Source organism: Cellvibrio japonicus Ueda107, assembly GCF_000019225.1.
Lineage (GTDB): Bacteria > Pseudomonadota > Gammaproteobacteria > Pseudomonadales > Cellvibrionaceae > Cellvibrio > Cellvibrio japonicus.
Genome location: NC_010995.1, coordinates 3802677 through 3826639 on the forward strand (window position 1 = coordinate 3802677; position 23963 = coordinate 3826639).

Consider the following 23963-nt stretch of genomic DNA (forward strand, 5'->3'; position numbering starts at 1 on the left):
CCACACAGCCATGATTATGTATCCACACCCCACTCTCTTTTGTCCCCTCTGCGGAGGGGCCAATCAATGCGCTCCCGCCAGCGAAGGTAGCTTTGAAGTGGACTGCTGGTGTAAAACGCAGCCTGTCAGCGCCGAAGCCCGCACTCGCGCCGCCCGCACAGGCATTAGCCATGCCTGTATCTGCCCCAGGTGCGCAGCCCCGCTAAAACAAACCCGGTTCGATTGCCCTGGCTCATCAGACTAAGCCGCCAGCGCAACACAAACCGGGTTGTTGTTAACCAGCAATCCAAACGCTTACCAATACCTCACCTACTGCAAGCGCTTGGCCTCAAACGCCAGCCTGTCACCCTGTTCATGCACATGGATGATCGCACCAGGCGGGAATTTTCCGGCCAGGATTTCCTGGGCGAGCGGGTTTTCAATCAATTGCTGGATGGCCCGCTTTAACGGGCGCGCGCCGTATACCGGATCAAAACCAACACTGGCCAGACGCTCCATAACAGCAGCATCCAACTCCAGGCCAAGGTCGCGCTCGGCAAGACGCTTGCGCAGCTGTGCCAGTTGGATATCGGCAATACCGCGAATTTGTTCGCGCCCCAGTGGGTGGAATACCACAACCTCATCAATACGGTTAATGAATTCCGGGCGGAAATGGCCCGCCACCACCTCCATCACCGCGTCTTTCATGGCGTTGTAGCGATTCTCGTTATTGAGCGATGAATTCATGCTGTCCGTTACACCAAAATCGAAATTCACCGTGTCAAAGGATTTATCTTCCGCCAACTCCTGAATACGATCCGAGCCCAGGTTTGACGTCATGACAATTACAGTATTGCGAAAATCCACGGTGCGCCCCTGGCCATCGGTCAAGCGGCCATCTTCCAATACTTGCAACAATATGTTGAACACATCCGGGTGGGCTTTTTCTACTTCATCGAGCAACACCACGGAATAGGGTTTGCGGCGCACACTCTCGGTGAGGTAACCGCCTTCCTCATAGCCTACATAACCGGGCGGCGCACCGATCAGACGCGCCACCGAATGTTTCTCCATAAACTCCGACATATCGATACGCACCATGGCATCGGAGGTATCGAATAAAAACTCAGCCAGCGCTTTGCACAATTCGGTTTTACCCACACCGGTGGGGCCGAGGAACAGGAAGGAACCGTTAGGGCGATTGGCATCAGACAAGCCTGCACGCGCACGGCGCACCGCATTGGATACAGCCACGACAGCCTCGTGTTGGCCGATCACCCGCTTATGCAGTGCCTCTTCCATACGCAGCAATTTTTCGCGCTCGCCTTCCAGCATTTTTGAAACAGGAATACCCGTCCACTTGGAAACGACCTCGGCAATCTCCTCGTCGGTGACCTTGTTGCGCAGCAATTTCATTTCCATCATTTCCGCCTGGCTGGCCATATCCAGTTGTTTTTCCAGCTGCGGAATAATGCCGTATTGCAATTCGCTCATGCGCGCCAGGTCGCCCTTGCGGCGTTTTTCCTCCAATTCGAGGCGCGCCTGTTCCAGTTGGCTCTTGATTTCATGGGAGCCCTGCAATGCCGCTTTTTCCGCGCGCCAGATCTCTTCGAGGTCGCCATATTCGCGCTCGATTTTGTCGATGTCCTGGTCGATTTTGGCGAGGCGCTTTTTACTGGCCTCGTCTTCGTCTTTTTTCACCGCCTCGCGCTCGATTTTCAATTGGATCAGGCGGCGCTCCAGGCGATCCATTTCCTCCGGTTTGGAATCGATCTCCATGCGGATACGGCTGGCCGCTTCATCGATCAGGTCGATGGCCTTATCGGGCAACTGGCGGTCAGTGATATAGCGCTGCGACAACTTGGCGGCGGCAATAATGGCCGAGTCGGTAATATCCACACCGTGGTGCACTTCGTAGCGCTCTTTCAAGCCGCGCAAAATGGCGATGGTATCTTCCTCGCCCGGCTCATCGACCAGCACCTTCTGGAAACGGCGCTCAAGCGCTGCATCTTTTTCCACGTATTTGCGATACTCATCGAGGGTGGTAGCACCCACGCAGTGCAATTCGCCGCGCGCCAATGCCGGTTTCAACATATTGCCCGCATCCATGGCGCCCTCGGCCTTACCGGCGCCGACCATAGTGTGCAACTCGTCGACAAACAGAATGATGCGGCCTTCCTGTTTGGCCAATTCATTAATAACGGACTTCAAGCGCTCTTCAAATTCACCGCGGAATTTGGCACCGGCGAGCAGCGCCCCCAAGTCCAGAGCCAACAGGCGTTTATCTTTCAAGCCCTCAGGCACCTCACCGTTGACGATACGCTGGGCCAGCCCCTCGACAATGGCTGTTTTACCCACGCCCGGCTCACCGATCAGCACCGGGTTGTTTTTGCTGCGGCGCTGCAACACTTGAATCGTACGGCGAATTTCATCATCGCGGCCAATCACCGGATCGAGCTTGCCCGCTTCGGCGCGCGCGGTTAAATCCACGGTATATTTTTCCAGGGACTGACGGTTGCCCTCGGAGTCGGCATCCTCGACTTTGTCACCGCCGCGCACTTTTTCAATGGCTTGTTGCAAACGCTGGGCGTTGCCGTGTTTTTTCAGCAGCTCGCCGATTCCACCCTGGGTTTCATTCATGGCCACCAGCAGCACCGAATCGCTGGAAACAAACTTGTCGCCCACTTTTTGCGCGTGGCGGTCGGCCAGATTGAGCAGGCGCACCATATCCGCCGACATGGTGACTTCGCCGGTGGGATTTTTAATTTGCGGCAGTTTTTCCAACTGCTCGTTTAATGCAGTGCGCAATCCGGCGACGTCAAATCCCGCCTGGGCCAGCAACAGGCGAACACTGCCAGCCCCTTTTTGGTCGAGCATGGCCAGTAGCAGGTGAACAGGTTCCAGTTGGCTATGGTCTTGTCCCAGTGCAATGGATTGGGCATCGGACAGGGCCATCTGTAATTGGTTGGTCAAGCGGTCGATACGCATGGAATACCTCGATAACGGCATTAACTTTTACCAGCAGTTGGGGGCATGCCTCTAAAAAATCAATAGCCGTGCATCACGATATTTGATGTATATCAACCCTTATCAGGTAACCTCAAATGGGTATTTCACGACCGGGGTAGCACCTATGCGACGCATCCCCGGAATCGACAGACTGACCAGGCCCAACAATAAAATGGTGAGCCCCGCAATTTGCAGTACCGCTGTAGCGGGATAGGAGGTCATCAACCAACCGGTAATAACCAATGAGACGGGCACCAGCCCCAGGATTGAGAACATCAAAATACTGATAACCCTCCCCATGAGATGGGCTGGTGTACGCTTTTGAAACCAGGTGGTGCCGGATACCATGACAAAACCGTTAGGGATGCCAATGACTACCAGGGCTACAGCAGCATACATATAACTGGTTGCTGTACTCAGGAAAATCAGCCCCCAGGCGCCGGTAATATCGCAGCAAATAACCAACAGGCCCAGCTTAACGGAAGGGAGTTTTATGAGCATGCCCAATACGATCCCTAAAACTGTGCCTATGCCTAACATGGCATACAGCACTGAATAACCGCGTTCATCGAGCCCTAATTGCAATTTGGCAACCACAGGTAATCCGGCCATTAGGGTGCCATGCAGGAAAAAGGAAAGGACAAATAAATATCCCAATACAACAGCAACACCTTTATCGCGCCAACAAAAAACAAACCCTTCCTTTAGCATGTGGAAAATCCCATCCTTGTTCGCCAGGATGGTGTTCAACCGGATAAAAGACATTAATATCACGGCAATCAATACACCCAATGCATCAATAAAAAATGCAATGGCGATAGCAACTGAATCGGTGTGCGACTCGGGTATTCCGCGATAATACTTTGCCATCCAGATAACCCAACCGGCGGCAAGGGGCCCCAGGATTTGAGCTACCTGGATACTTCCCATCATATAACCATTGGCATGCCCCAAATCATCCGGATGCGTCATACCCGGTAACATTGATTGTGCAGCGGGTATTGACAGGGCGGTTAAGGTACCGAGCAAAAATGAATAAATATGCAGTAAATAAAGAGAAACCTGATTGAAATACACCAACACTGCCAGGGACATGACAACCAGGACAAAAATAATCCGGGATGAAAACAGCACCCCAAAAGGGCTGAACCTGTCGACAATCAACCCGCCAAATAAAAGAAATACCGCCTGGGGTAAACTGGCAGCCGCCAGGACAGTCGCCATGGATACAGGGTCATTATTGGAAATAGAAAGGGCCAACCATGGCATGGCAACCACGGTAAAAAAATTACCCATCTGGGCAATCAAACTGCTTACCCAGTGGATCTGGAAATTGCGGTTATCCTTGATTAATCTCATCGACATATTGATAGCATTTCCTGTAGCAAATTAACTAGGCACGATAAAGTGCTATTTCCGTATTCAACAGGACATTAATATCCTGTAAAAACGGCTGCAATGAAGTGTCAAAAAAGAAATGTCCCCCTGGGTAAACCCTGCTTTCAACCGACCCGGTAAAATGCTCGGCCCAGGCATGCAAATGCCCATAGGGAACCGCCATATCATCAGCGCCCCCGAACAAACAGGCCTTGGTTTTCAATTTGGTTGCATCCGTATATCGATAATTTTCCAAAATAGAAAAATCCGCCCGCAATCCGGGCAGTAATAACTGCATAACATCGGGGTCGTCCAGGACATCATCGCTCGCCCCCTGGTACTCACGCAAACGATGAATAAATTGGTCGTCCGGTAATAAATGGATAGGGGCACTAGCCCTGGGGATATGCGGCGCAGGCGAGGCAATGGAGAAAAACAATCCCGGCACAGGAAACTCAAGCGCCTGTAAGCGCCGGGCCAATTCATAGGCTGTCTTTGCACCAAGGCTGTAACCTAAGAAAACATACGGCCGGTCAATACAAGGCATCATCTCCTGCAGCAGGTCATCCAATAAGGGTTCCATTTCCCTATAGAGGTCATCGTCCAATCTATCTCCGCGCCCGGGAAGCTGTAAGCATATAACCTCTACATTAGCCGTTATGTATCTTGACCATTGCTGAAAAATAGCCGCCGAGCCTCCGGCGTAGGGAAAGCAAAATAACTTTATGGTTGCATTGGGATTCTTCTTAACAACTGCCAATAATCCATCCATGATTACAGTGTCTCCACTACCGGGTCATGCTGACTTGCAACCTTGTCATGCACCAGGATGCTCTCCAGAAAATCTGCCGAGATCACCGCTCCATTTTGATTTAAGCATTCAACTTGCATTTTTTTGCACGCCTGGTGAATGTCATCAGACGTTAAAATGTCGTCTATCAGATATGTTAAGGTCTCCCGGGTAAATGCCTCTTTTTTAACAGCCCTACCGACATTCCGTGTTTCAATAAACGAGGCATTGTAAAACTGATCCCAAAACTCCGGTTTTACCAACTGAGGCACACCAAAGCGCAACGCTTCCGATAAGGTTCCGACACCGGCATGGTGGATAACCAAATCCACTTTATCAAAGATTGCCTCAAACTCTATTTGCCCCAGCAACAACACTCGCCCATGCCATTCCGGCTGCAGCGCCAACTGGCCAATTTGATGAGAAACCACAATACAATGGATACCCAACTGCACGCATGCCTCGATGACAATACCCGCATAAAAAGCCGGATCAGGCATTGAGGTACCTGGCGTAAAAAGTACTATTTTTTCACCTTTTCTCTCTGCCAGAAACACGACAACCTCGCCAGGCAGGGTGGCATCATTTTTTACCGGGTAGGGAAATCCTGCGTGAAAAACCGATTCGCCCAAATTGCCCATCCATTGGGGGAAATAAGCCAAATTATAGGGAGATGACAATATCCAGGTTAAATCCACCGTGGGAACCAGGCTGATATGATTGTCCGATGCAACACGCTGCAAGGCCCCGCTTAGTTTTGCAAGTGAGTCGTCATCAAATATCCCGGTTTCCGCCAATGGGTTGGGAGCATAAAGCACACCGACATAAGGAGCCCCCAAGTGTTCGCACGCAAATTTGACGCCGACATAACCTATATAATTAATAAACACCGTGTTGCCCGGCACATAGGTATCCTGTACATAACGAAAATGTGCACTAACCAGGGGTTCTACCAAATCGCTTAAACTGCGGTGCCCACCTACGTCAAAGGTGGGTTTTTCACCCTGCTCAAAACGGGTATCTGCATTGATACACACCAGGGATATAGGTGTTTTTTCAATAAAAGGACGAATCCATACATATTCATCACTGGCGACAAATGTCACCGAATGCCCTCTGGACAATAATGCTATAGATGTCCGGAATAACGGAAAAAAATCACCTGCACTGCCCATAAAAAAGAAATGAAAATTCATAATCCTTGCCCTGCCGCTTATCGGTTGAGATGAAATAGGTGGTCGAGGCTTACCTGGCGGCAAGCCTCGACAGCGCTGTCAAAAAATTACGCAGGCTCCCCGGTCAACAATGGATTACTTTGCCCTGTCGAAGAAAGGCTCTCGGACAGAACTTCATTCATTATCGTCAGGAATACTTGTCGAATAGCCTCTGACAAGGCCACTGCCCGGGCAGGATGGAAATAGCCAGGAAATAAAGACTCCATATAATCAAACCCTTTGATAACCGTTTTGATATAAAAGCTCTGCTCTCGATAGCCTATTTCAAAATAAATCCGGTCATCGGCGAACAGGGTTGGGTTATTGCGGGTTAAACTGATTTCGAGGGGTGTTATACCTTCGATGGTTCTATCCGCGACAGCCACAAAATCCCGCTGGGTAAAATTAATATCAAATTGGGGCGTTTGCTGCGCCTGCATACCGGGGTGATCGGCCATGTGCTTGAGCGCAAAATAGGCTAACCCATCAGATGGCAATGCCGCTTTAGCCCGGTGTACCCTGTCAATGTGTGCCTGTACATTTACCGCTTCAACCTTTTCCACAAACAGTGGACAGCGATAATGGAAATCACCAATGGAACTCAGGATCTCATCGCCAAATAGATCATTGGTTCTTCCGGATCTGAACAGGTTAACCAGCACAACCGGCGCAGATGTCCATGCAAGCAACACCTGGGTGACCGCACCAACAACAGCATCCTCTAATGAATATCCTTTTTTACCCAGTCGGGAAACAAAGTTTGACAAGGTTTCATCTGCGGGAATAACGGCAACATTTGCATCTTTAATCGCCGCTTTCTCCTGCAATGACAACGCATCTCCAGACCACAACTTATCAAAAACTGCAGATAAATGATGTTTCTCTGCCGGCAAAATATGGCTTGCGCACATCGTTTTCTCATCCTGGGCCGGATTGGCGACCTTAGTCCAAGGTAAATGCAACCAGTAATCCAGTTCTGACCTGGCTTCTGGTGAACGGACATAGGTCAATTGCTTAGACTGCATTCGCTTAAACAAACCGGACTGTCCCTGCCCGCGCCGGTGATTGCCAGATAGTGCTTGATAGTAGTTCTGTATCAGCTGGAGTTTAATCATTTCTAAACTCATGCCATCGGACACCCAATGATGGAATACCATCAACAGGCGCGTTTTCCCGGTCTCCGGTTGCAATAACAGATACGCCTTGGCAAGGGAGTCCTCTACCGAGAAGGTAAATGCATTGGCAATCAGCGAATCGCAAACAGTCGCTAAATCCCCCGCTTGCCCCGCATCAATATTGACCCTGGCCAAGGGCAAACGGGGCACACCTTCTGCAACAGAAAATCTTAGCGTATCGGTTAATGAAACCCGTAACCGCAAGGCTTCATTTTGCTGCACCAACACATTAAAGGCTTCTTCAAGTGCATCGATATTAATACGGGATGTATCAATCTCCATGAGCACAGGCAAAGTGTAATGGGCCAGTTTACGCTCGCGCCCCTGGTGGGCTTTTATTGAGTCTATTTCCTTGACAAGGATTAGCTCCCCAAGGTCTTCGACTACAGCCGTTTCCTGTGTCGGGACTTCCTCGTGCGATGTGTTCAAAGCGGCTTCCAGCAACAGGTAACACTGCTCAGAAAATCCTGCAATTGTGGGATGTTTGAGCAGCAAGGTAGCCGGCAACTTGACCGCAAAGAGATTTTGCAACCGATTTTTGCAATCCATGGCCATCAGCGAGTTCAAGCCATATTCAAACAGATTGGTCGTCACCTCTATCTGTGCAGCATCATCAAATCCCAAAATATCGGCCAATATTCCGCAGGATTTTTCCTGTACAAGGGCTGCCCGCAAAGGGGCTGGTGTCGAGCGATACAAAGAGGCGAAGTCGACACAGTCAGACACCTGGTCGTTTTTCTCCAAAAACCCGGATAGCAGTGTTTTCGATTTCAAACTGGCAGAATTATTAAACACTGCACGCCAGTTCATATCGAAGATACCCGCCTGCTCAACGCCATAGGCCAGCAACTCTTGCATCGCTAAAACCGCGGCCTTGGGATTCAGGGCCTTCATCCCCGAACTTTCCATCCGATCAATATCGCGCACATCCAGCTTGGAAGCCATGCCCACTTCAGCCCATGGCCCCCAGTTGATACTCAACGCGGGTAATCCCTGTTGCTGGCGATAGCGGCACAGTGCATCCATAAAGCTATTGGCCACTGCATAATTTGATTGCCCCGGCCAGCCGACAACTGCTGCAATTGACGAAAAACACACAAATATATCCAGAGGGCAGTGGCGAGTTGCCCGATGCAGGTTCCAGCTACCATTTACTTTTGACGCCAGTACCCGGGCAAATTTTTCCGGCGTTTGCTGGGCAATAACACCATCATCCAACACACCGGCAGAATGAATAACACCGCGCAGGGGTTTCATCTCTGCATTGATGTATTCAACCAGCTGCTGAATATCAGACTCGCTGGTAACATCGGCCCTGGCAACCTTAACGATAATGCCCTGTGATTGGACACGTGCGATTGCCTGTTGCGCATAGGTATTGGGCTCATTGCGTCCGGTTAACACAATGGATTTGGCACCTTCATCAACCAGCCAGTCCATAATAGCCAGGCCAAGTCCACCCAACCCCCCGGTCACCAGATAGGTAGCATCCGGTCGAACAATCCCGGTTACCTTGCCATGTCGGGTAAATTTGCTGAGTTCCTGGTCGCAGGTAAAATCGACCAGTGAAAATCCGGATGACTGCCGTGCAGCATCCAACCAATCCCGGAGCGCTACCGGCGTTACACCCGCATCGCCGGGCATGGCCACTGAGCGCGCTACACACCTGGCGATTAATCTCTCCCGGTGGGCAATGAGATCCTGCCAACTCAAGCGGAGATAATGGATTTTTTGCTCTTGCACGATACGCAATACATCGGTACTGGCAGGCTCGCTGCTCCAATCCAGAAAGGTTGCAAAAACCTGCAAATGCCGCACTAATTTAACGTCTACAGGTGATTTTTCAGCATAAACCAGCAGGTCAATCGGGCGTTGCCCAGCGCAGAGCTCAGGCCAGTCATAATGATCCGTATTCACTTTAGTGATGTTGGCATCACCGGGAAGGTCCAGCTTGTCCAACGCATTGGAGCACACGGTTATGTCAACACCTAAACCCATCGCCCGTTTAATCAGGGCCACACTGGCTTCATTGATGGGCCCGACATACACCATCGTATTGGGCCTGGTTTGTGTCAGCGCATATTCAACATTAATTTCTGACCACAGTTGGCGGGCAGCATTGTCGCAGGCCTCTTGCAATAACCGGTCGTCCGGCACGTGATATAAACCGTCCGTTCCCTGCTTGATGATGTCCGATTGAAGTTCATGCCATGGCAAAAGAACCCGGGTACCGACAGGATAAGCCGCTATGTTACTGCCTGTTGCGATTATCTCCCCTGCACACAAGTATTGGTTGCCAATCACCCAATCCGATACGAAGGTAGAGGCACAATCAACGCGAATCAGCACTTCATTCCCGTCGGGAATAACGCCCCTTGGTGATCGCTCCACCATCGGTCGGTCATGAAGCAGGACCCTAAAAGAATCCCCCGGGCGTAAGGAGACGTTGCGATCGATATAATGACCAAGCTCGGTATTGGAAATCCTGCCCAGCCTATTGACCAATCTCGCTCCGTTACGGATAGCAATTTCCTGCTCCTGTCCGCCATAAAGGATTTCTTGTGACAACCGATCGATGGTGTCCGCACAGTCCCTATTATCAAGGTCAACCATCACCACCGAAAACTCAGGATGCTCAGACGACAGAACCCGTCCCAAGCCCCACAAGGTACTTTGGGAAAGGGTATTAATACCATCCTGATGCTGAGTGGACTGTCCGCCCTGTGTGACCAGGAACAACGAGATATTGCGGGACCATTCAATACGCAACATCGCCTGGATAAAAGGAAGTGGCCCGTCGCAAACTCCGTTTTTCACAACAGCTGCAATATGGTCTACCGACATCTCATCGGAAAAATCCATATCCAGTGAGGGCAAGTACACGATCGATTTACAGGTGGTTGCAGATTCCTTGAGTAAATTTTCCCAGTCCTCCAGATTGCGCGATTGCGCATCCCATAAAACAACCTGGCTGCCAGCGTTTTCAAGCTGTTCACGGATGTGATGCCCTAACCCACTGCAATCCGCAACAACCAGCACATGCCCCTCTTGCACAGCAGTGCGTTCCAGTTCAGCCTCATGCCAACGGAATTCGTAGAGCAAATCTGAAATAAGGGATTGTCCAGCGTTTATGGCTTTTAGCGATATACCCAGCACTTCCACTACAACATCGCCACCTTCATTGGCAATCACCAGGTCACCATAAATTTCCTGATGGTTTTTGAAATGTGTGATGAGATGTGCATAGCCTGTCTCGCCAGGCGTGGCATGAAATCGTAACTGGCGAATTGCAACGGGCAAATAGCCACTACTGATCGTTGGGAAAAGCCCCTGGAAGGCACCATCAAGAATCACAGGATTTAGCCTATGTTGCTGATGCTGCACGTGCATGGCTGCTGGCAAGGCTATCTGCACAAGCGATTCATCGTCCTTAAACCAGGCCTGTTGTACCGCCTGGAACTTATCGCGATAATCCAACCCCAGGGACAAACAGTGTTGATAAAACTCCTGGGAAACATAGTGCGAGGGTAACCGCGATTTTATTGACGCCACATCAATCGATTGTTTAACCGGTAGCGCCGCAACCTTACTAATTCTTCCACTGCTGAAGTAAGACCAGCTATCTGCCCCTGTATCTCGTGCCGCAATCTGATAATGGCGAGTATCCGGCTCCCACAAGGTTTCCATACGCAAGGTGCTGCTTTCCTGCAGAAATAAGGCTTTATGGAAAGCGAGGTCCTCCACTGTCACCGATTGATCCTGGCCAATTTCCCGGGCCAAGGCGAGGGCCATATCAATGTATGCTGCTGCAGGATATACAATATCGCCATCAACCCTGTGATCAGCCAGGAAAGGTAATTCATCCAGCGCAACGGTTTTTTGCCATAAGGGCACTTGTGATGGAACACTGGCCCCCAGCAGCAAATGGCTTTCGCGGTGAACACCGGCACTCGGGCTTACATTGTTAAGCCGGGCATAGCGAACAGCCTCATCCTCTGACCAATAGGCACTTTTTTGCCAGGTGTAATTAGGCAATAAAGTGTGTTTACCACCGTGATATAAATGCTCCCAATCGACCTGGATACCTGCGGTATACAGTGACCCGATGATACGATCCGCCATTTGAGAGGAATCTATATCGCGCTTCAAACAGGAAACAATTGCCCCTTGTTGCCCCTGCTGCCGAAGGATTTTTTCAATGGATGACGAGAGTGCCGGATGTGCAGAAACTTCAATAAAATCAGAAACACCCTCTGCGATCATGGCTTCTATCGCATCCTTGAACAGGACAGGATTACGCACATTATCAGCCCAATAGTGTGCGCCCCAATCATTTTGACCGGAACGCTTGCCTGATACGGTTGAGTAAATTGGAATGGCGGGTGAAAGAACGGCAAGATCGGCCAGAGCATCAATCAAGGGCTCCTTTAGCTGATCCATAACCGGGCTATGGTAGGGAACATTGACACTGAGGAAGCGGGCAAAAATACCTTTTTCATCCAACCTTTCGGCGATACGAATCAGCTCCTGCTCATCACCCGCCAATGTAATGGCATCCTCGCTATTGATTGCCGCAATCGAAATTTTATTTTCCACCCCCGCCAAATATTCCTGTAACTCTCCCTGTGTCAGCCCTACCGCCAGCATTTTTCCCATGCCTTCGGTTGTAAACTGCAATCGGCTGCGGTGATAAATCACGTTAATTGCATCATCAAAGGATAAGGCACCGGAGGCATGGGCAGCGGCAACCTCACCGGCGCTGTGGCCAACAATGTGCGTCGGCAAAATACCCCATGCGTTTAAGAGTTCCGTGAGTGCATATTGCACAGCAAAAATGGCCGGCTGTGCTATATCGGTCCTGTTGCTGAGATCCGGCACAGGATTGGTGTAGAGTTTGTCAACCAATGACCACCCTGTCAGGGGTGCCAGTGCGGCATCACACCGATCCATTGCCGTCCGGAATATTGGATTGCCAGCGTACAATTCCCGCCCCATGCCCACCCATTGGGTACCCATACCGGAAAACACGAAGGCGACCTTGTCCGCTTTGGCTCTATGGTTATCAACACCATTGACATAGCCCTGTTTCTGTTCTCCCGCTACGTATGCATCAAGAGCCTCTATCATGTCCGAGGCTGATGTTCCGGTGATGGCTAAACGATATTTATAGTGATCGCGGCGAGTTGCTGCGGTATAGCAAATATCCAGAATGCTGTCATGGCTCGCAGCCTCAACCAAAAACTCCCGGTATCGCCCGGCGAGGGCTTTCAATGCAGGTTCCGATTTTGCACTTAACGCAAGCCAGTATTTTCGCCCCCAGGCCACATTCACATCGGCGATCACTGTTTCAGGAAAATAATTAATAGCGTCGGTGTTTCTTTCAATGATGACATTCGAATTGGTCCCACCAAAACCAAACGAGTTAACCAGCGCTCGTCGCGGCTGGCCGGCAACATCTGGCCAGGAAGTATTATCCAGGGGTAAATGAAGGTTCAAATCCGCTAATGAAATAGCCGGATTCAGTTTTTTAAAATGAATATTGCGCGGGATTATTCCCGTATTGATGGCAAGAACAGCTTTCATTAATCCCGCCATCCCCGCCGCCGCCTCAGCGTGACCGATATTGCTTTTTACAGAGCCAATCACACAGGGAGTATCCGGGCTGCGGTTTTCACGCAGAATTGAACCCATGGCATTCACTTCTATAGGATCACCGACTGCGGTACCTGTGCCATGGGCCTCAAGGTATTGAATATCGGATGGCGCCATGTTGGCACGCGCCAATGTCGTTTCCAAAAGCCGTTTTTGTGCTTTTCCATTAGGTACGGTAATACCATTCGTTTGGCCATCCTGGTTAACACCCGTACCTTTTATCAGGGCCAGGATTGGATCGCCATCGCGGAGTGCATCACTGTATTTTTTTACAACGACAACCCCGGCACCTTCACTGCGAACATAACCATTGGCCGAGGCATCAAAACTTTTACACCGACCATCGGGCGACAACATGGATGCTTTACAAATGGACATGGTCATTTCCGGGCGCAATAAAATATTAACGCCACCGGCAATGGCGACATGACTATCGCCACGGACAATCGCCTGGCAAGCGAGGTCAAGCGCCACCAGAGAGGATGAACATGCGGTATCCAACGCCACACTGGGGCCTGTAAAGTCGAAGGTATAGGAGATCCTATTCGCCGTCAGCGTCATGGATGGTCCTGTCGCAGAATGGCTGGAAATCAGTTCCCGTCCCATCGCATCTACTTGTAACTGTTCATAGTCATGCATGAACTGGCCCATGTAGACGGCCGTATTGCTACCGCGCAATTCACTCGGTTTCAACCCGGCGTTTTCCAATGCTTCGTAGGTTAACTCAAGCAACCAGCGATGCTGGGGATCTATTGAGGGGGCCTCTTTCGGAGAGATACCAAAAAACTGCGGTTCAAACATCTCAATATCGGATAAAAATCCTCCCTGATTAACATACATGCGATTTTTTTTGTCTTTATCCGCATCAAAATAAGCATCGTTATTCCACCTATCCTGTGGCACCAAACTAATCCCGTCACCGCCTTTTAACAAAAAATTCATAAATTCTTTGGGAGACTTGACACCTCCAGGGAAGCGACAAGCCATGCCAACAATTGCGATATCTTCACTTGCCGATTGTAAATCCTTCATATCTTCACCTTTCCAATTTATCAGTCGCTTTATTTAGATTTGCAATATGGAACTGAAATCATCCAGTAACAACTGCGGCCTGCGGCGCCATTCTATGTTCGCAATTGTAACCTCAGGTAGCATCATAGAAGAACCAAATGCCACACTTGCAAACATTTGGGAACACTATCACAAAAAAAATACCGAAACTTTGATTTTCATAAAAATATATATCTTGAAATAAAACGTTTTTTATTTATTAATGGGCGTACTAATAAAATTAGAAAAATTAAAAGTTAGAAATAAGCAAAAAAAAACCAGGAAAATGTTTTACATGCCATTTCCAAAAAAATGCTTGTTTACTAATGAAAAAGTCAACCAGGAAAATTGGATGCGGCCTAAAACGCGCCTCCAAAAAAGTGACAATTTGACCTACACAAAGGAGCGGTCATGTTTAATAAATATTTAATTACCCTGTTAGCATTAACGTTTTCGGCAGCATCCTGGTCACAACCCATTGACTTTTCTGGCAATGATTTGATGTACAGCTCCGGATTACCCAATAACGCACCAGCACCATCACTCCCTATTGTCGAAAGAAGCCTGCTTGTTACTTATCTAGGCAATCCCAACAATGCGCGCCATGCAGCAGGACTTGGCGCCATTCACTACCAAAAATTTCTTTTGAAGCGGAAACAAAAAAATCGGGGAGATACTATCCGGCATGGAATTATTGCTACTTACTTTTTTGAAAGATCCATAAAACTCGACAAATCCAGCAAACTGTTTGTCGGAATCCCTCTGGCCGACATAAGTCTTTACCTGAAACAACAACTGCCGGCATCATCGAAGCCGACATACCATCAGGATGTGGCGCATGATTTCTTTATTGAGGCATTTAATTACCACGAGGAAAACCGCTATATCGCCGTAGACCTTTTACTACAAGATCTGGCCAATAATCCCCATAACACATTAACCAGCGCCTACTTAACCGCATCCAACATATGGCTGGGCGGAGAAGCAGGTTATGATGATCCCTCCATTCTCTATCACTTTGTCCTCAGTTCGTACTTTTCGGTAAGAACTGTTGCAATGGCCAGGAAAATGGAAGAACTATGGAAGAAAAACCCCAACAAATACTCAAGATTTCGCCTGGCACCTATCCTGGGAGGCTGGACAGTTCCCGCCAGAAGATGGCTGGCAAAACTGCATGGTGATACTGGTGCGGTCAATGCTTTGGATGAAGAACACCGCCACTGGTTGGCACTGAACCGCGTATTCCATAGTGCCAGTGTTGGACTCATGCTGTTTCCGGAGAATGAGAATTTTCTGGAAGCCTTTAACGCCTGGGATGCTGGCAATATACACTGCCAGGAAATTCCCGATATGAATGCCTGCCAATCTTTAGCGAAATTCAGCTTTAATAACATTGCATTCTTTGGTGGCCAAGTCGACTTTTTTATCAAAGCGGGTATGTTTGACTATGCACAATATTTCTTAAGTACCTGGAAACATGTGCCTCCCTTTGCCTATAACGACTGGGATTTGGGGAGAACGCTATGGGAGCATCGCGAACAAAACATGTTTGCTATGCATGAGCTTTTTAATAACGACAACCCCAATGACGACCCTGTACACATGCTGTTGAAAAGGCACAAATGGGGTCCGGACACCATTACCTGCCAACTATGCCATCAGGCACAAAGCAGGGTTTGGACCGAAGAGCAAAAGTCCATTGTCTATTATCCCCATGAAAGCGTAGCGACCATCAATAATTGGCCACTCCAAACCACAACATGGATCGGCTCACTGTCTAAATCCAAGTAACAATTCCACTTCTCACAGGGAGTATCCAGTACGACTGGATACTCCCTGTGGGCTATTTTTATAACTTTTTTCAAAGGAGATGCAACATGCATATTTTACGTAACATTAGCTGCATATTGTTGATGATCATAACCTCATCGGCAATTGCCCATAACAAAGACGCAAGTGATAGCTTTTCAATAAGCAAAAGTGATCTCAAAGAAATACAAAAACTGGAAAAAAATCACATAAAAAAACATTCTAATAAAAGCCAGGATTCATCTGTGACATTTTATGAGACTGTTTTACCACACAACTCCCAACAACATATTCCCAAAAGCGAATCGGCAATTCTGGTCGCCTACCTCGATAACCCTAACAACGTCAATCTGGCAAAGATTAATGCTGCCTACCATCTCCTCGTACTACAAGTAAACGGACTTGCTCATGGTAAAAATGTAAAAGTAAAAATAGACTCCCTAAAACGGGCCATTTATGCCCAGTATTTTCTGCATAGGGCTAAACGATTGGGCGCCAAAGACGCATGGATCAATAACTCTATAAAGGAAACCAACAGGCTGCTCAAAAAATGGCTTCCCCAGGAGGGCAAGTTGGATTTTGCCGAGCAAACTCATGCACAACTATTCTTTTTTCGATCCTTCACACTTAATGAAGCAGATCGATATAAAGCTGACCATTTACTGTTAGAGGAAATACTGGAAAAACCTAGAAACTTATTAACCAATATGTATGTGTCTGCTGTGAACCTCTGGAATGGTTCAGAAGCTGATTATGCAGATCCGACGATGCTTTATTCTTATATTATTTGCTCTTATTTCGCAGAAAGAATCGAGGCACTTGCCCAACAAGCACAAAGTAAATGGATTCAAAACCCAAGTAAAAACCCGTTGTTTCGCGTAGTCACTTCGATAGGGGGATTTACCCTGCCTGCCCGCCGCTGGCTTGCAAAACTCCATAAAGATGAAAACACAGTAAACCGCATTGATGAAGAGATGCTGGAATGGCTTGAAATATACCCCGAATTTTATGCCTGGCCTGCAACAGTTATTCCGATGCAAGAACCGGATAAATTTTATTTCGCTGTCAATGGCTACCTGGCTGGGGTGCAAAAATGTACGACCACTCCCAGTCGCGTTTGCGGCAACACGAACAGAGGCCCATTCAATGTCATTTCATTCCACCTGTTAGGCATGGATTTAGCGTTAAGGCTGGGTGACATGGGCTGGTTTAACACATTACTTACCTTTGAGAACGTTCCCGAGTTCCATTACAACACCTGGTACCTGAAACATGAAGCCTGGGATATCAGGAAAGCCAATGTGGAAGACATCTCAACTCGCTACCACAATGATGACCCCAGCGATGATCCGGTCAATGCGTTTATCAAGACCCAAAAATGGGGCGTATCCTCCACCTGCCAAAGCTGCCACCAAAACCAGGGGTTGTATGTTTCTGACGCCGATCGCGATGCCATTCCTGCCAGACTTGGAGAGGACCGGTTATATATTCCCAATTGGCCTGCTTATACAGCCACCTGGTATGCAGAACCAATTACCAACAACTAACCCACTATTGAAAATATACCAGCACAGGATTTAACACCATTATGTGGACAAGGATCGTCCCCTGACAGCTGGCCTATTTGGCGTTTATATCAAGCGTATTTTTACGACCTCACCAATTTCCATTTAAGGAGATAAACATGAAACACCCATATAAAAACTTTAACCTATTTAAGCTTTTCATTTTTACAATCGCTTTTGTTTTTTCAAGCATCACCCTGGCCAAGTCTCATAACCATAAGCCATCCACGATAAAAATTTCAAAAAACTCCATTGTCGCTATTCATTTATTGGATCTTAAGGACGGGAAAAACAGCGCCTTCCAACTTCATTACTATCCTTTACTGAAGAAGGCCATTAAAAAATCCGGCGGCAATCTTGAAGCAAAATTCGACACCTATCAAATAGCAGAAGGAAAACTGAGGCCACACTATATAATAATGACGGAATGGCCATCTGTAGCAGCCTTCGAGGCCTATCTAAGAACAAGCCAAATAGAGCCCTATGCAACGGCACAAAGGAATATCACTCGCCACTCGGAGTTCAGCCTGTACACAATAGACAACGATATATCTTTCCGTCCCAATAACTCATCTGCGTACGAATTTTGGTTTTTAAGCTATTCCTCACCACAATCGCCAGATTTGATGTACCAGTCCTATATCAAAGTACTCCCCTCAATGACATCTTATGGCAGAGAGTTATTGATTGACTTAAAGCCGCTTAACCATCCACAAAGCAACCATAAACGTGATCTGGCTGGTCTATCTATATGGCCCAGCCCCTCACATTTTTATAAATTTATCACCGAAGATTTAGTTGCAGAGGCATTTAAGGTATACAGGGATCCTGCCGTACGCGATATTGAAATTATCAACACGCAATTTGTTGAATAAATTACTGACAACCCCATTCCTCATCGCGCTGCCTTTTATCTTTTATGGAGGGGCGATGAGGAAGCGCTATAAATACACCATTAAAATTCCGTTTATCCACAGCGACAGATCCATCCAATGATGTCTAAGAAAAAATCTAACAGGAGCAGGTGATTATGCGTTTTCCAGAAAAAATAGTTAAATTGATATTGCTGTTTTCACTTTCACTATCTGTGTCACTCCAGGCATCTGTGATAGAAAAAAACCTTACCCCAGGGCAACGGCTCACAATAGTCTTTAGCGAAAATAAACCCGGCGGTGAAGACGTACAAAAAAAATACTTCGAGCAAGCATTTCCTCTTGCACAAGCTGCCGGGATGCAGGAGATAACAACGTTTAAAGTAGAGAAGACACTGGCTGGTCCAGGCAAGCCGGAAGGTTCCGGGCTTTACTCGTGGCCGAGTAAGGAAGCATCACAAAAATCCCGTCAAAACCCTCAGTATTTAAAAGACATTAAACCCCTGAGAGGTTTGGCCTGGAACGAGCTGCAATCTACCGATGTTGATATCACAGCCCCCCTGGCCCTGACTCTGGATAAAGAAAAACGCTACACCATCGCCTTATTATGGCTTCAGGATAAGGCCGCCTATAAGAGCTATTTCTCTGGTACACAGGCCTTACGCGACAAACTGGGGATTAAGACTATCTTTGCCTTAACGCCCTCCAGGCATGAAACCATTGCCGCTGGAGAAACCACACCTCCGGATTTGGCCGTTTTGTTGGAGTGGCCTCAAACAGCCAGCACCGATGACTATGTAGAATCCCCGGAATTTCAGGCCCATCACGAGCAATTCAAAAAAGGAGTAGCAGATATCAGATGGTTTCAGCTGGGCTTCTGGAACTAAAATCCCTGCATGAACAATCAACCGGGCTGGGCGGAAAAAGCCCCGGCCCTATTTAACACGACGGGCAGTGGTGGCAGTTATTCCAACCAAATCAAACTGGCCATACGCCCGGTCGTTTTATCGCGGCGGTAGGAGTAGAACCGCTCACTGTCTGCATAGGTACAATAATGGCCACCATAGATTTCTGTGACGCCTAACGACAGGAGTTCAGCACGCGCAAGGGCGTAGATATCGGCATAGAAATGCATGGGCCTTTCGCCGGGGATAAATGCTGCCGCGATTTGATCGCGGTGATCATGGCTGCGTACTGCTTTAAAGAAAGCCTCAAGTACATCGATCCCAACCTCAAAATGAGCCTGGCTGATAGCAGGCCCCAGGTACGCCAGTATTTGCTCCGGCGCCGCCTTGAATTTGGGAATTGCACGCGCACAAATGCCCTTCGCCAGGCTGCGCCAACCGCCGTGAAGAGCAGCTACCTGAGTACCGGCACGATCACATAGCAATATAGGCAGGCAATCCGCCGTCATGACCAGGCAGGACTGTCCTGGCTGGTTGCTATAACTGCCATCGGCAGTACGAACCAAGCCATCGCCTTTTGCCTGCACCAGGTTTACGCCGTGGATTTGTGTCAACCATTGCGGCGACCGAACCAGCCCCAGACGGCGACATAACTGCATACGGTTAAGGGCGACATGCTCCGGGTTATCGCCGACGTGATCTCCCAGGTTATTACTCGCATAAGGTGGCAAGCTAACACCGCCCACACGGGTTGTAATGCACGCGCGGATATTGGCTGGCGCCGGCCAGTCCGGCGTTATCCACAGGCTATCAGTCCGGTCATCCACGATAGTTAATCTTCCTGCTGGTAGCCCTGGTCCAAGGCATCCAGCAGTTTGCGAAAGTCTGCCGGCAGGGGAGCTGTCCACTCTGTGTATTCACCAGTACCGGGATGCTCCAGTCCCAATTTAAAAGCGTGGAGTGCCTGGCGGGGGAAATGTTTAAGCGCCTCAATTAACTGCTGGTTAGCCCCTTTGGGGATTTTAAAGCGATTGCCGTAGGTCTGGTCTCCCACCAACGGATGGCCAACATGGGCCATATGCACACGGATTTGGTGTGTGCGCCCGGTTTCCAATTTGACCCGGATATGGGTGTGGTGCGGATAGCGCTTGGCGACCCGATAGTGGGTTACCGCCCGCTTGCCACCCTGCGACAGGACAGCCATCAGCTTGCGTTGCAATGGGTGGCGTCCAATGGGCGCGTCCACCGTACCGCCCCCCGTCATAGCGCCTACGGCCACCGCCTCGTACTCACGGCTGACGCTGCGATCAGCCAGTTGCGCGACCAGGTCGGTATGCGCTTCCAGGGTTTTGGCAACAACCATCAGGCCGGTAGTATCTTTATCCAGGCGATGAACTATGCCGGCACGGGGAATATTCACCAGACTGGGCGCGTGGTTGAGCAGAGCGTTCACCAGGGTTCCGGTGTAGTTACCCGCCGCCGGATGCACAACAAGCCCTGCCTGCTTATTGATAATCAGGAGGTCATCGTCCTCATGAATAATATCCAGCTCAATGGCTTCCGGTTCCCAATCGCCCTGGGCCTCCAGTTCAGCGTGTAACGCCAGGGTTTCTCCGCCAATTAACTTATCCTTGGGCTTGGCCACGCGGCCATCGACAGTTAACAGGCCATCCTTGATCCATCCCTGCAAGCGCGAACGGGAAAAGTCAGGGAACAACTCCGAGGCGGCCTGGTCGAAGCGCATGCCATTCATCTGGATCGGTACCTGAGCGCTGAGTTCAACTACATCTTTCATTCAAGAGTCTCTTTACAAATCACATGTTTGGTCGCAAGCGGCAGGTGTTTCACACCCCTATATTTAACGGGCCGCGCTGTGTTTAAATACCCGGCCGCACCAACTGCGGCCCCCATTTATATTGCAATAAGAGTCAAATGCACCATGCAAGTAGCCCTGCGAGCCCTGCCCCTGTTAGTCCTGAGCCTGATCCTAGTGATCACCGGCTGCGCCTCCAAGGAAAAAGAACCCAAAGTAACCACTGAGGCGGATCTTTACCAGGCTGCCGAGCGCCAGCTCAACAATAGCCAGTGGCAAACGGCCATCAAGAACCTGCAGACCCTGGAAGAAAACTTCCCCTTTGGTACCTATGCCGAACAAGCCCAGCTTGAACTGATTTACGCTTACTACATGTCGGGAGAACCGGACGCAGCCATCGCCACGGCCAACCGTTTTATCCGCCTGCACCCCCAGCACCGCAATGTGGACTACGCCTACTATATGCTGGGCATGAGTTCCTTCACCAAGGACAAAGGTATGTTCGAGCGTGTGCTTCCTGTCGATATTACCCGCCGCGATCCGGGTGCTGCGCGCGAATCACTGGCCAACTTCACCCAACTGCTCAATCGCTACCCCGATAGCGCCTATGCAGCAGATGCCAAAAAACGCATGTTATTCCTGCGCAACCTGCTGGCACGCTATGAAATCCACGTCGCCAACTATTATTTCAAGCGCGGGGCCTATATCGCCGCTGTCGGCCGCGGCCGCTATGTCCTGGAGAACTTCCCCAAAACCCCGGCCATTCCTGACGCCCTGGCAGTGATGGTACAGGGCTATCGCCTGATGAGCATGAGTACACAGGCTGACGAAATGCTCGAGATCCTGCGCACCAATTACCCGAATTATCCCGCCCTGGATAAAGATGGACAATTTAATGACCGCTATATGTACGATGATGGCCACTTTAACCTGTTTGCCTGGCTGACCTTTGGCCTGTTCAGCAAAAGTGAAGTTACCGGCTTTGACACCCGTGAGCTTTACGACCCACAGTACATTAAAGCACCCGCCAAGAGCGTCAATTAACGACTGGATAAAAGGCCGCCCACGCGGCCTTTTTTATTAGGCGTTAACACCTAATCCCCCAGCTGCCAACCCGATGTAATCGGGTAGCGTCGATCGCGCCCAAATCCACGTTGACTGATACGTACGCCAATCGGCGCCTGGCGGCGCTTGTATTCATTGATATCCACCAGGCGTACCACCCTTTCCACCTGCTCACGGGTAAACCCACGCGCAATAATCGCTTCCGCACTCTGATCCTGCTCGACATAGAGCGCCAGGATTTGATCAAGAATTTCATAAGGCGGGAGGCTATCTTCATCTTTTTGATCAGGCGCCAATTCAGCCGAAGGTGGACGGGTGATAACTGTTTCGGGGATTACCTCACCCAAGGTGTTGCGGTAACGAGCCAACTCAAAGACCAGGGTTTTAGGTACATCTTTAAGCACATCAAACCCGCCGGCCATATCGCCATAGAGGGTGGAGTAACCCACTGCCATCTCGCTTTTATTACCGGTGGTTAACACCAGATAGCCCTTTTTATTGGAGATAGCCATCAACACTACCCCTCGGCAGCGGGCTTGCAGGTTCTCCTCCGTTGTATCGCGCCTTGTCCCGGCGAACTCGTCTGCCAAGGCCGCCATAAAAGCCTCATACATAGGCTCGATGCTAATAGAACCATAGCGAACCCCCAAACGGGCAGCCTCATCAGCCGCGTCGTTTTTGCTAAGGTCAGAGGTATAGCGGAAGGGCATCATGACTGCCTCCACCTTGTCAGCCCCCAAGGCATCCACAGCAATCGCCAATGTCAGAGCAGAATCTATCCCCCCGGATAGGCCGAGCACCACACCGTTGAAGCGGTTCTTGGTTACATAATCGCACAAACCCAGTACCAGGGTTTGGTATACCGCGCTCAATCGCTCAGGCACTGGCACCAATAAGGAGGGGTCGCAGTGACCTGTCGCCAGGTCCAGTTGTAATCGATAATTACCTTCGCTATAAGCGGGCACCCGGTAGCGGGTCGTGCCTTGCGCATCCACGACAACCGAGCCACCATCAAACACCAGCTCATCCTGACCACCAACCAGGTTGACATAAACAACCGGCATTTTCCCTTCACGGGCACGCTCCGCAATCATTGCCTCGCGCTCCTGTTGTTTTCCCTGATGGTAAGGGGAAGCATTCAGGTTCAGCATCAAACGCGCACCGGCGGCCCTTGCCTGGGCCATAGGCTCCGGATGCCATATATCCTCACAAACTGTCAGTGCCGTTGGCTGGCCACACAAATCAAAAAGACAGGGCTGATCGCCCGCGACAAAATAGCGCTTTTCGTCAAACACCTGATAATTCGGCAGGCATTGCTTGGCATATTCAGCAACCAGCTTACCCGCCTGTATCACACCGGCCATGTTATACAGCTTATCGCCTCGCCTGCGCGGATAACCCACGACCAGGGTTGTTGGCAACCTGGCGTCCAGCAACTCATCCAAAGCCCGCTGGATACGCCCATCAAGGCTGGGACGCAGTAGCAGATCCTCAGGTGGATAACCCGTTAAGGTCAGTTCAGGATAGATAATGGCATCCACAGGCCCCCGCTCCAGCACCTCTCGGGCACTGGCAAGCACCTTGGCAGTGTTACCGGGAATATCCCCCACTAGCGTATTGATCTGGGCAAGCACTAGCTGAAGCTGCGACATAAAGCATTTAACCTGTAAAAATCTACCATTTGGAAG

General features: G+C 49.6%; 14 protein-coding genes. 6 read left to right on the plus strand and 8 right to left on the minus strand.

Translation table 11 applies throughout. The features are described 5' to 3' along the window. Positions 1-16 precede the first annotated feature (16 nt). Positions 17-244, plus strand: coding sequence for a cysteine-rich CWC family protein (locus CJA_RS20045; RefSeq protein ID WP_158304076.1), 228 nt, complete (start codon positions 17-19; stop codon positions 242-244). Positions 245-309: 65 nt separating this feature from the next. Here CJA_RS20045 and clpB read toward each other — a convergent pair whose 3' ends face one another. From clpB to CJA_RS15395, 5 genes are all read right to left on the minus strand, one after another. Beyond that, positions 310-2967 carry an ATP-dependent chaperone ClpB gene (clpB, locus tag CJA_RS15375; RefSeq protein ID WP_041551614.1) on the minus strand — a complete coding sequence of 886 codons (2658 nt, stop codon included), beginning with the start codon at positions 2965-2967 and terminating at the stop codon, positions 310-312. 102 nt (positions 2968-3069) lie between these two features. After that, on the minus strand, positions 3070-4353 hold the full coding sequence (locus CJA_RS15380; RefSeq protein ID WP_012488772.1) for an MFS transporter: 1284 nt from the start codon (positions 4351-4353) through the stop codon (positions 3070-3072). A 28-nt stretch (positions 4354-4381) separates the two neighbouring features. After that, on the minus strand, positions 4382-5137 hold the full coding sequence (locus CJA_RS15385; RefSeq protein ID WP_012488773.1) for a thioesterase II family protein: 756 nt from the start codon (positions 5135-5137) through the stop codon (positions 4382-4384). 2 nt (positions 5138-5139) lie between these two features. Next, on the minus strand, positions 5140-6351 hold the full coding sequence (locus tag CJA_RS15390; RefSeq protein ID WP_041551617.1) for a glycosyltransferase: 1212 nt from the start codon (positions 6349-6351) through the stop codon (positions 5140-5142). Between the two features lie 86 nt (positions 6352-6437). Continuing rightward, entirely contained in the window at positions 6438-14228 is a 7791-nt protein-coding gene (locus CJA_RS15395; RefSeq protein WP_012488775.1) for a type I polyketide synthase, read from the minus strand. Positions 14229-14657: 429 nt separating this feature from the next. Between CJA_RS15395 and CJA_RS15400 the strand changes: the two genes are divergently transcribed. The 4 genes from CJA_RS15400 to CJA_RS15415 all read left to right on the plus strand — a co-directional run bounded on the left by CJA_RS15400 (position 14658) and on the right by CJA_RS15415 (position 19379). Further along, positions 14658-16037 carry a hypothetical protein gene (locus tag CJA_RS15400; RefSeq protein ID WP_012488776.1) on the plus strand — a complete coding sequence of 460 codons (1380 nt, stop codon included), beginning with the start codon at positions 14658-14660 and terminating at the stop codon, positions 16035-16037. An 86-nt stretch (positions 16038-16123) separates the two neighbouring features. Next, positions 16124-17602 (plus strand): hypothetical protein, encoded by a 1479-nt coding sequence (locus CJA_RS15405; RefSeq protein ID WP_012488778.1) that lies wholly within the window; start codon positions 16124-16126, stop codon positions 17600-17602. 137 nt (positions 17603-17739) lie between these two features. After that, positions 17740-18495: a DUF1330 domain-containing protein gene (locus CJA_RS15410; protein WP_012488779.1), complete on the plus strand. Its 756-nt coding sequence runs from the start codon at positions 17740-17742 to the stop codon at positions 18493-18495. 155 nt (positions 18496-18650) lie between these two features. Further along, on the plus strand, positions 18651-19379 hold the full coding sequence (locus CJA_RS15415; RefSeq protein ID WP_012488780.1) for a DUF1330 domain-containing protein: 729 nt from the start codon (positions 18651-18653) through the stop codon (positions 19377-19379). A gap of 77 nt (positions 19380-19456) precedes the next feature. Here CJA_RS15415 and pgeF read toward each other — a convergent pair whose 3' ends face one another. Both pgeF and rluD read right to left on the minus strand, forming a co-directional pair. After that, positions 19457-20224, minus strand: a complete 768-nt coding sequence (gene pgeF / locus CJA_RS15420; RefSeq protein WP_012488781.1) for a peptidoglycan editing factor PgeF — start codon at positions 20222-20224, stop codon at positions 19457-19459. A gap of 5 nt (positions 20225-20229) precedes the next feature. After that, positions 20230-21192: a 23S rRNA pseudouridine(1911/1915/1917) synthase RluD gene (gene rluD / locus CJA_RS15425; RefSeq protein WP_012488782.1), complete on the minus strand. Its 963-nt coding sequence runs from the start codon at positions 21190-21192 to the stop codon at positions 20230-20232. Positions 21193-21336: 144 nt separating this feature from the next. On the opposite strand from rluD, the gene CJA_RS15430 reads away from it, so the two are divergent. Then, a complete protein-coding gene (locus tag CJA_RS15430) occupies positions 21337-22254 on the plus strand; it encodes an outer membrane protein assembly factor BamD (RefSeq protein WP_041551619.1) in 918 nt (305 codons plus the stop codon). 50 nt (positions 22255-22304) lie between these two features. Here the strand turns inward: CJA_RS15430 and CJA_RS15435 are convergent, their stop codons facing one another. After that, the gene (locus tag CJA_RS15435; RefSeq protein WP_041551621.1) at positions 22305-23927 is read right to left on the minus strand and encodes an NAD+ synthase; all 1623 of its coding nucleotides are present in this window, start codon (positions 23925-23927) and stop codon (positions 22305-22307) included. Between the last annotated feature and the right edge of the window lie 36 nt (positions 23928-23963).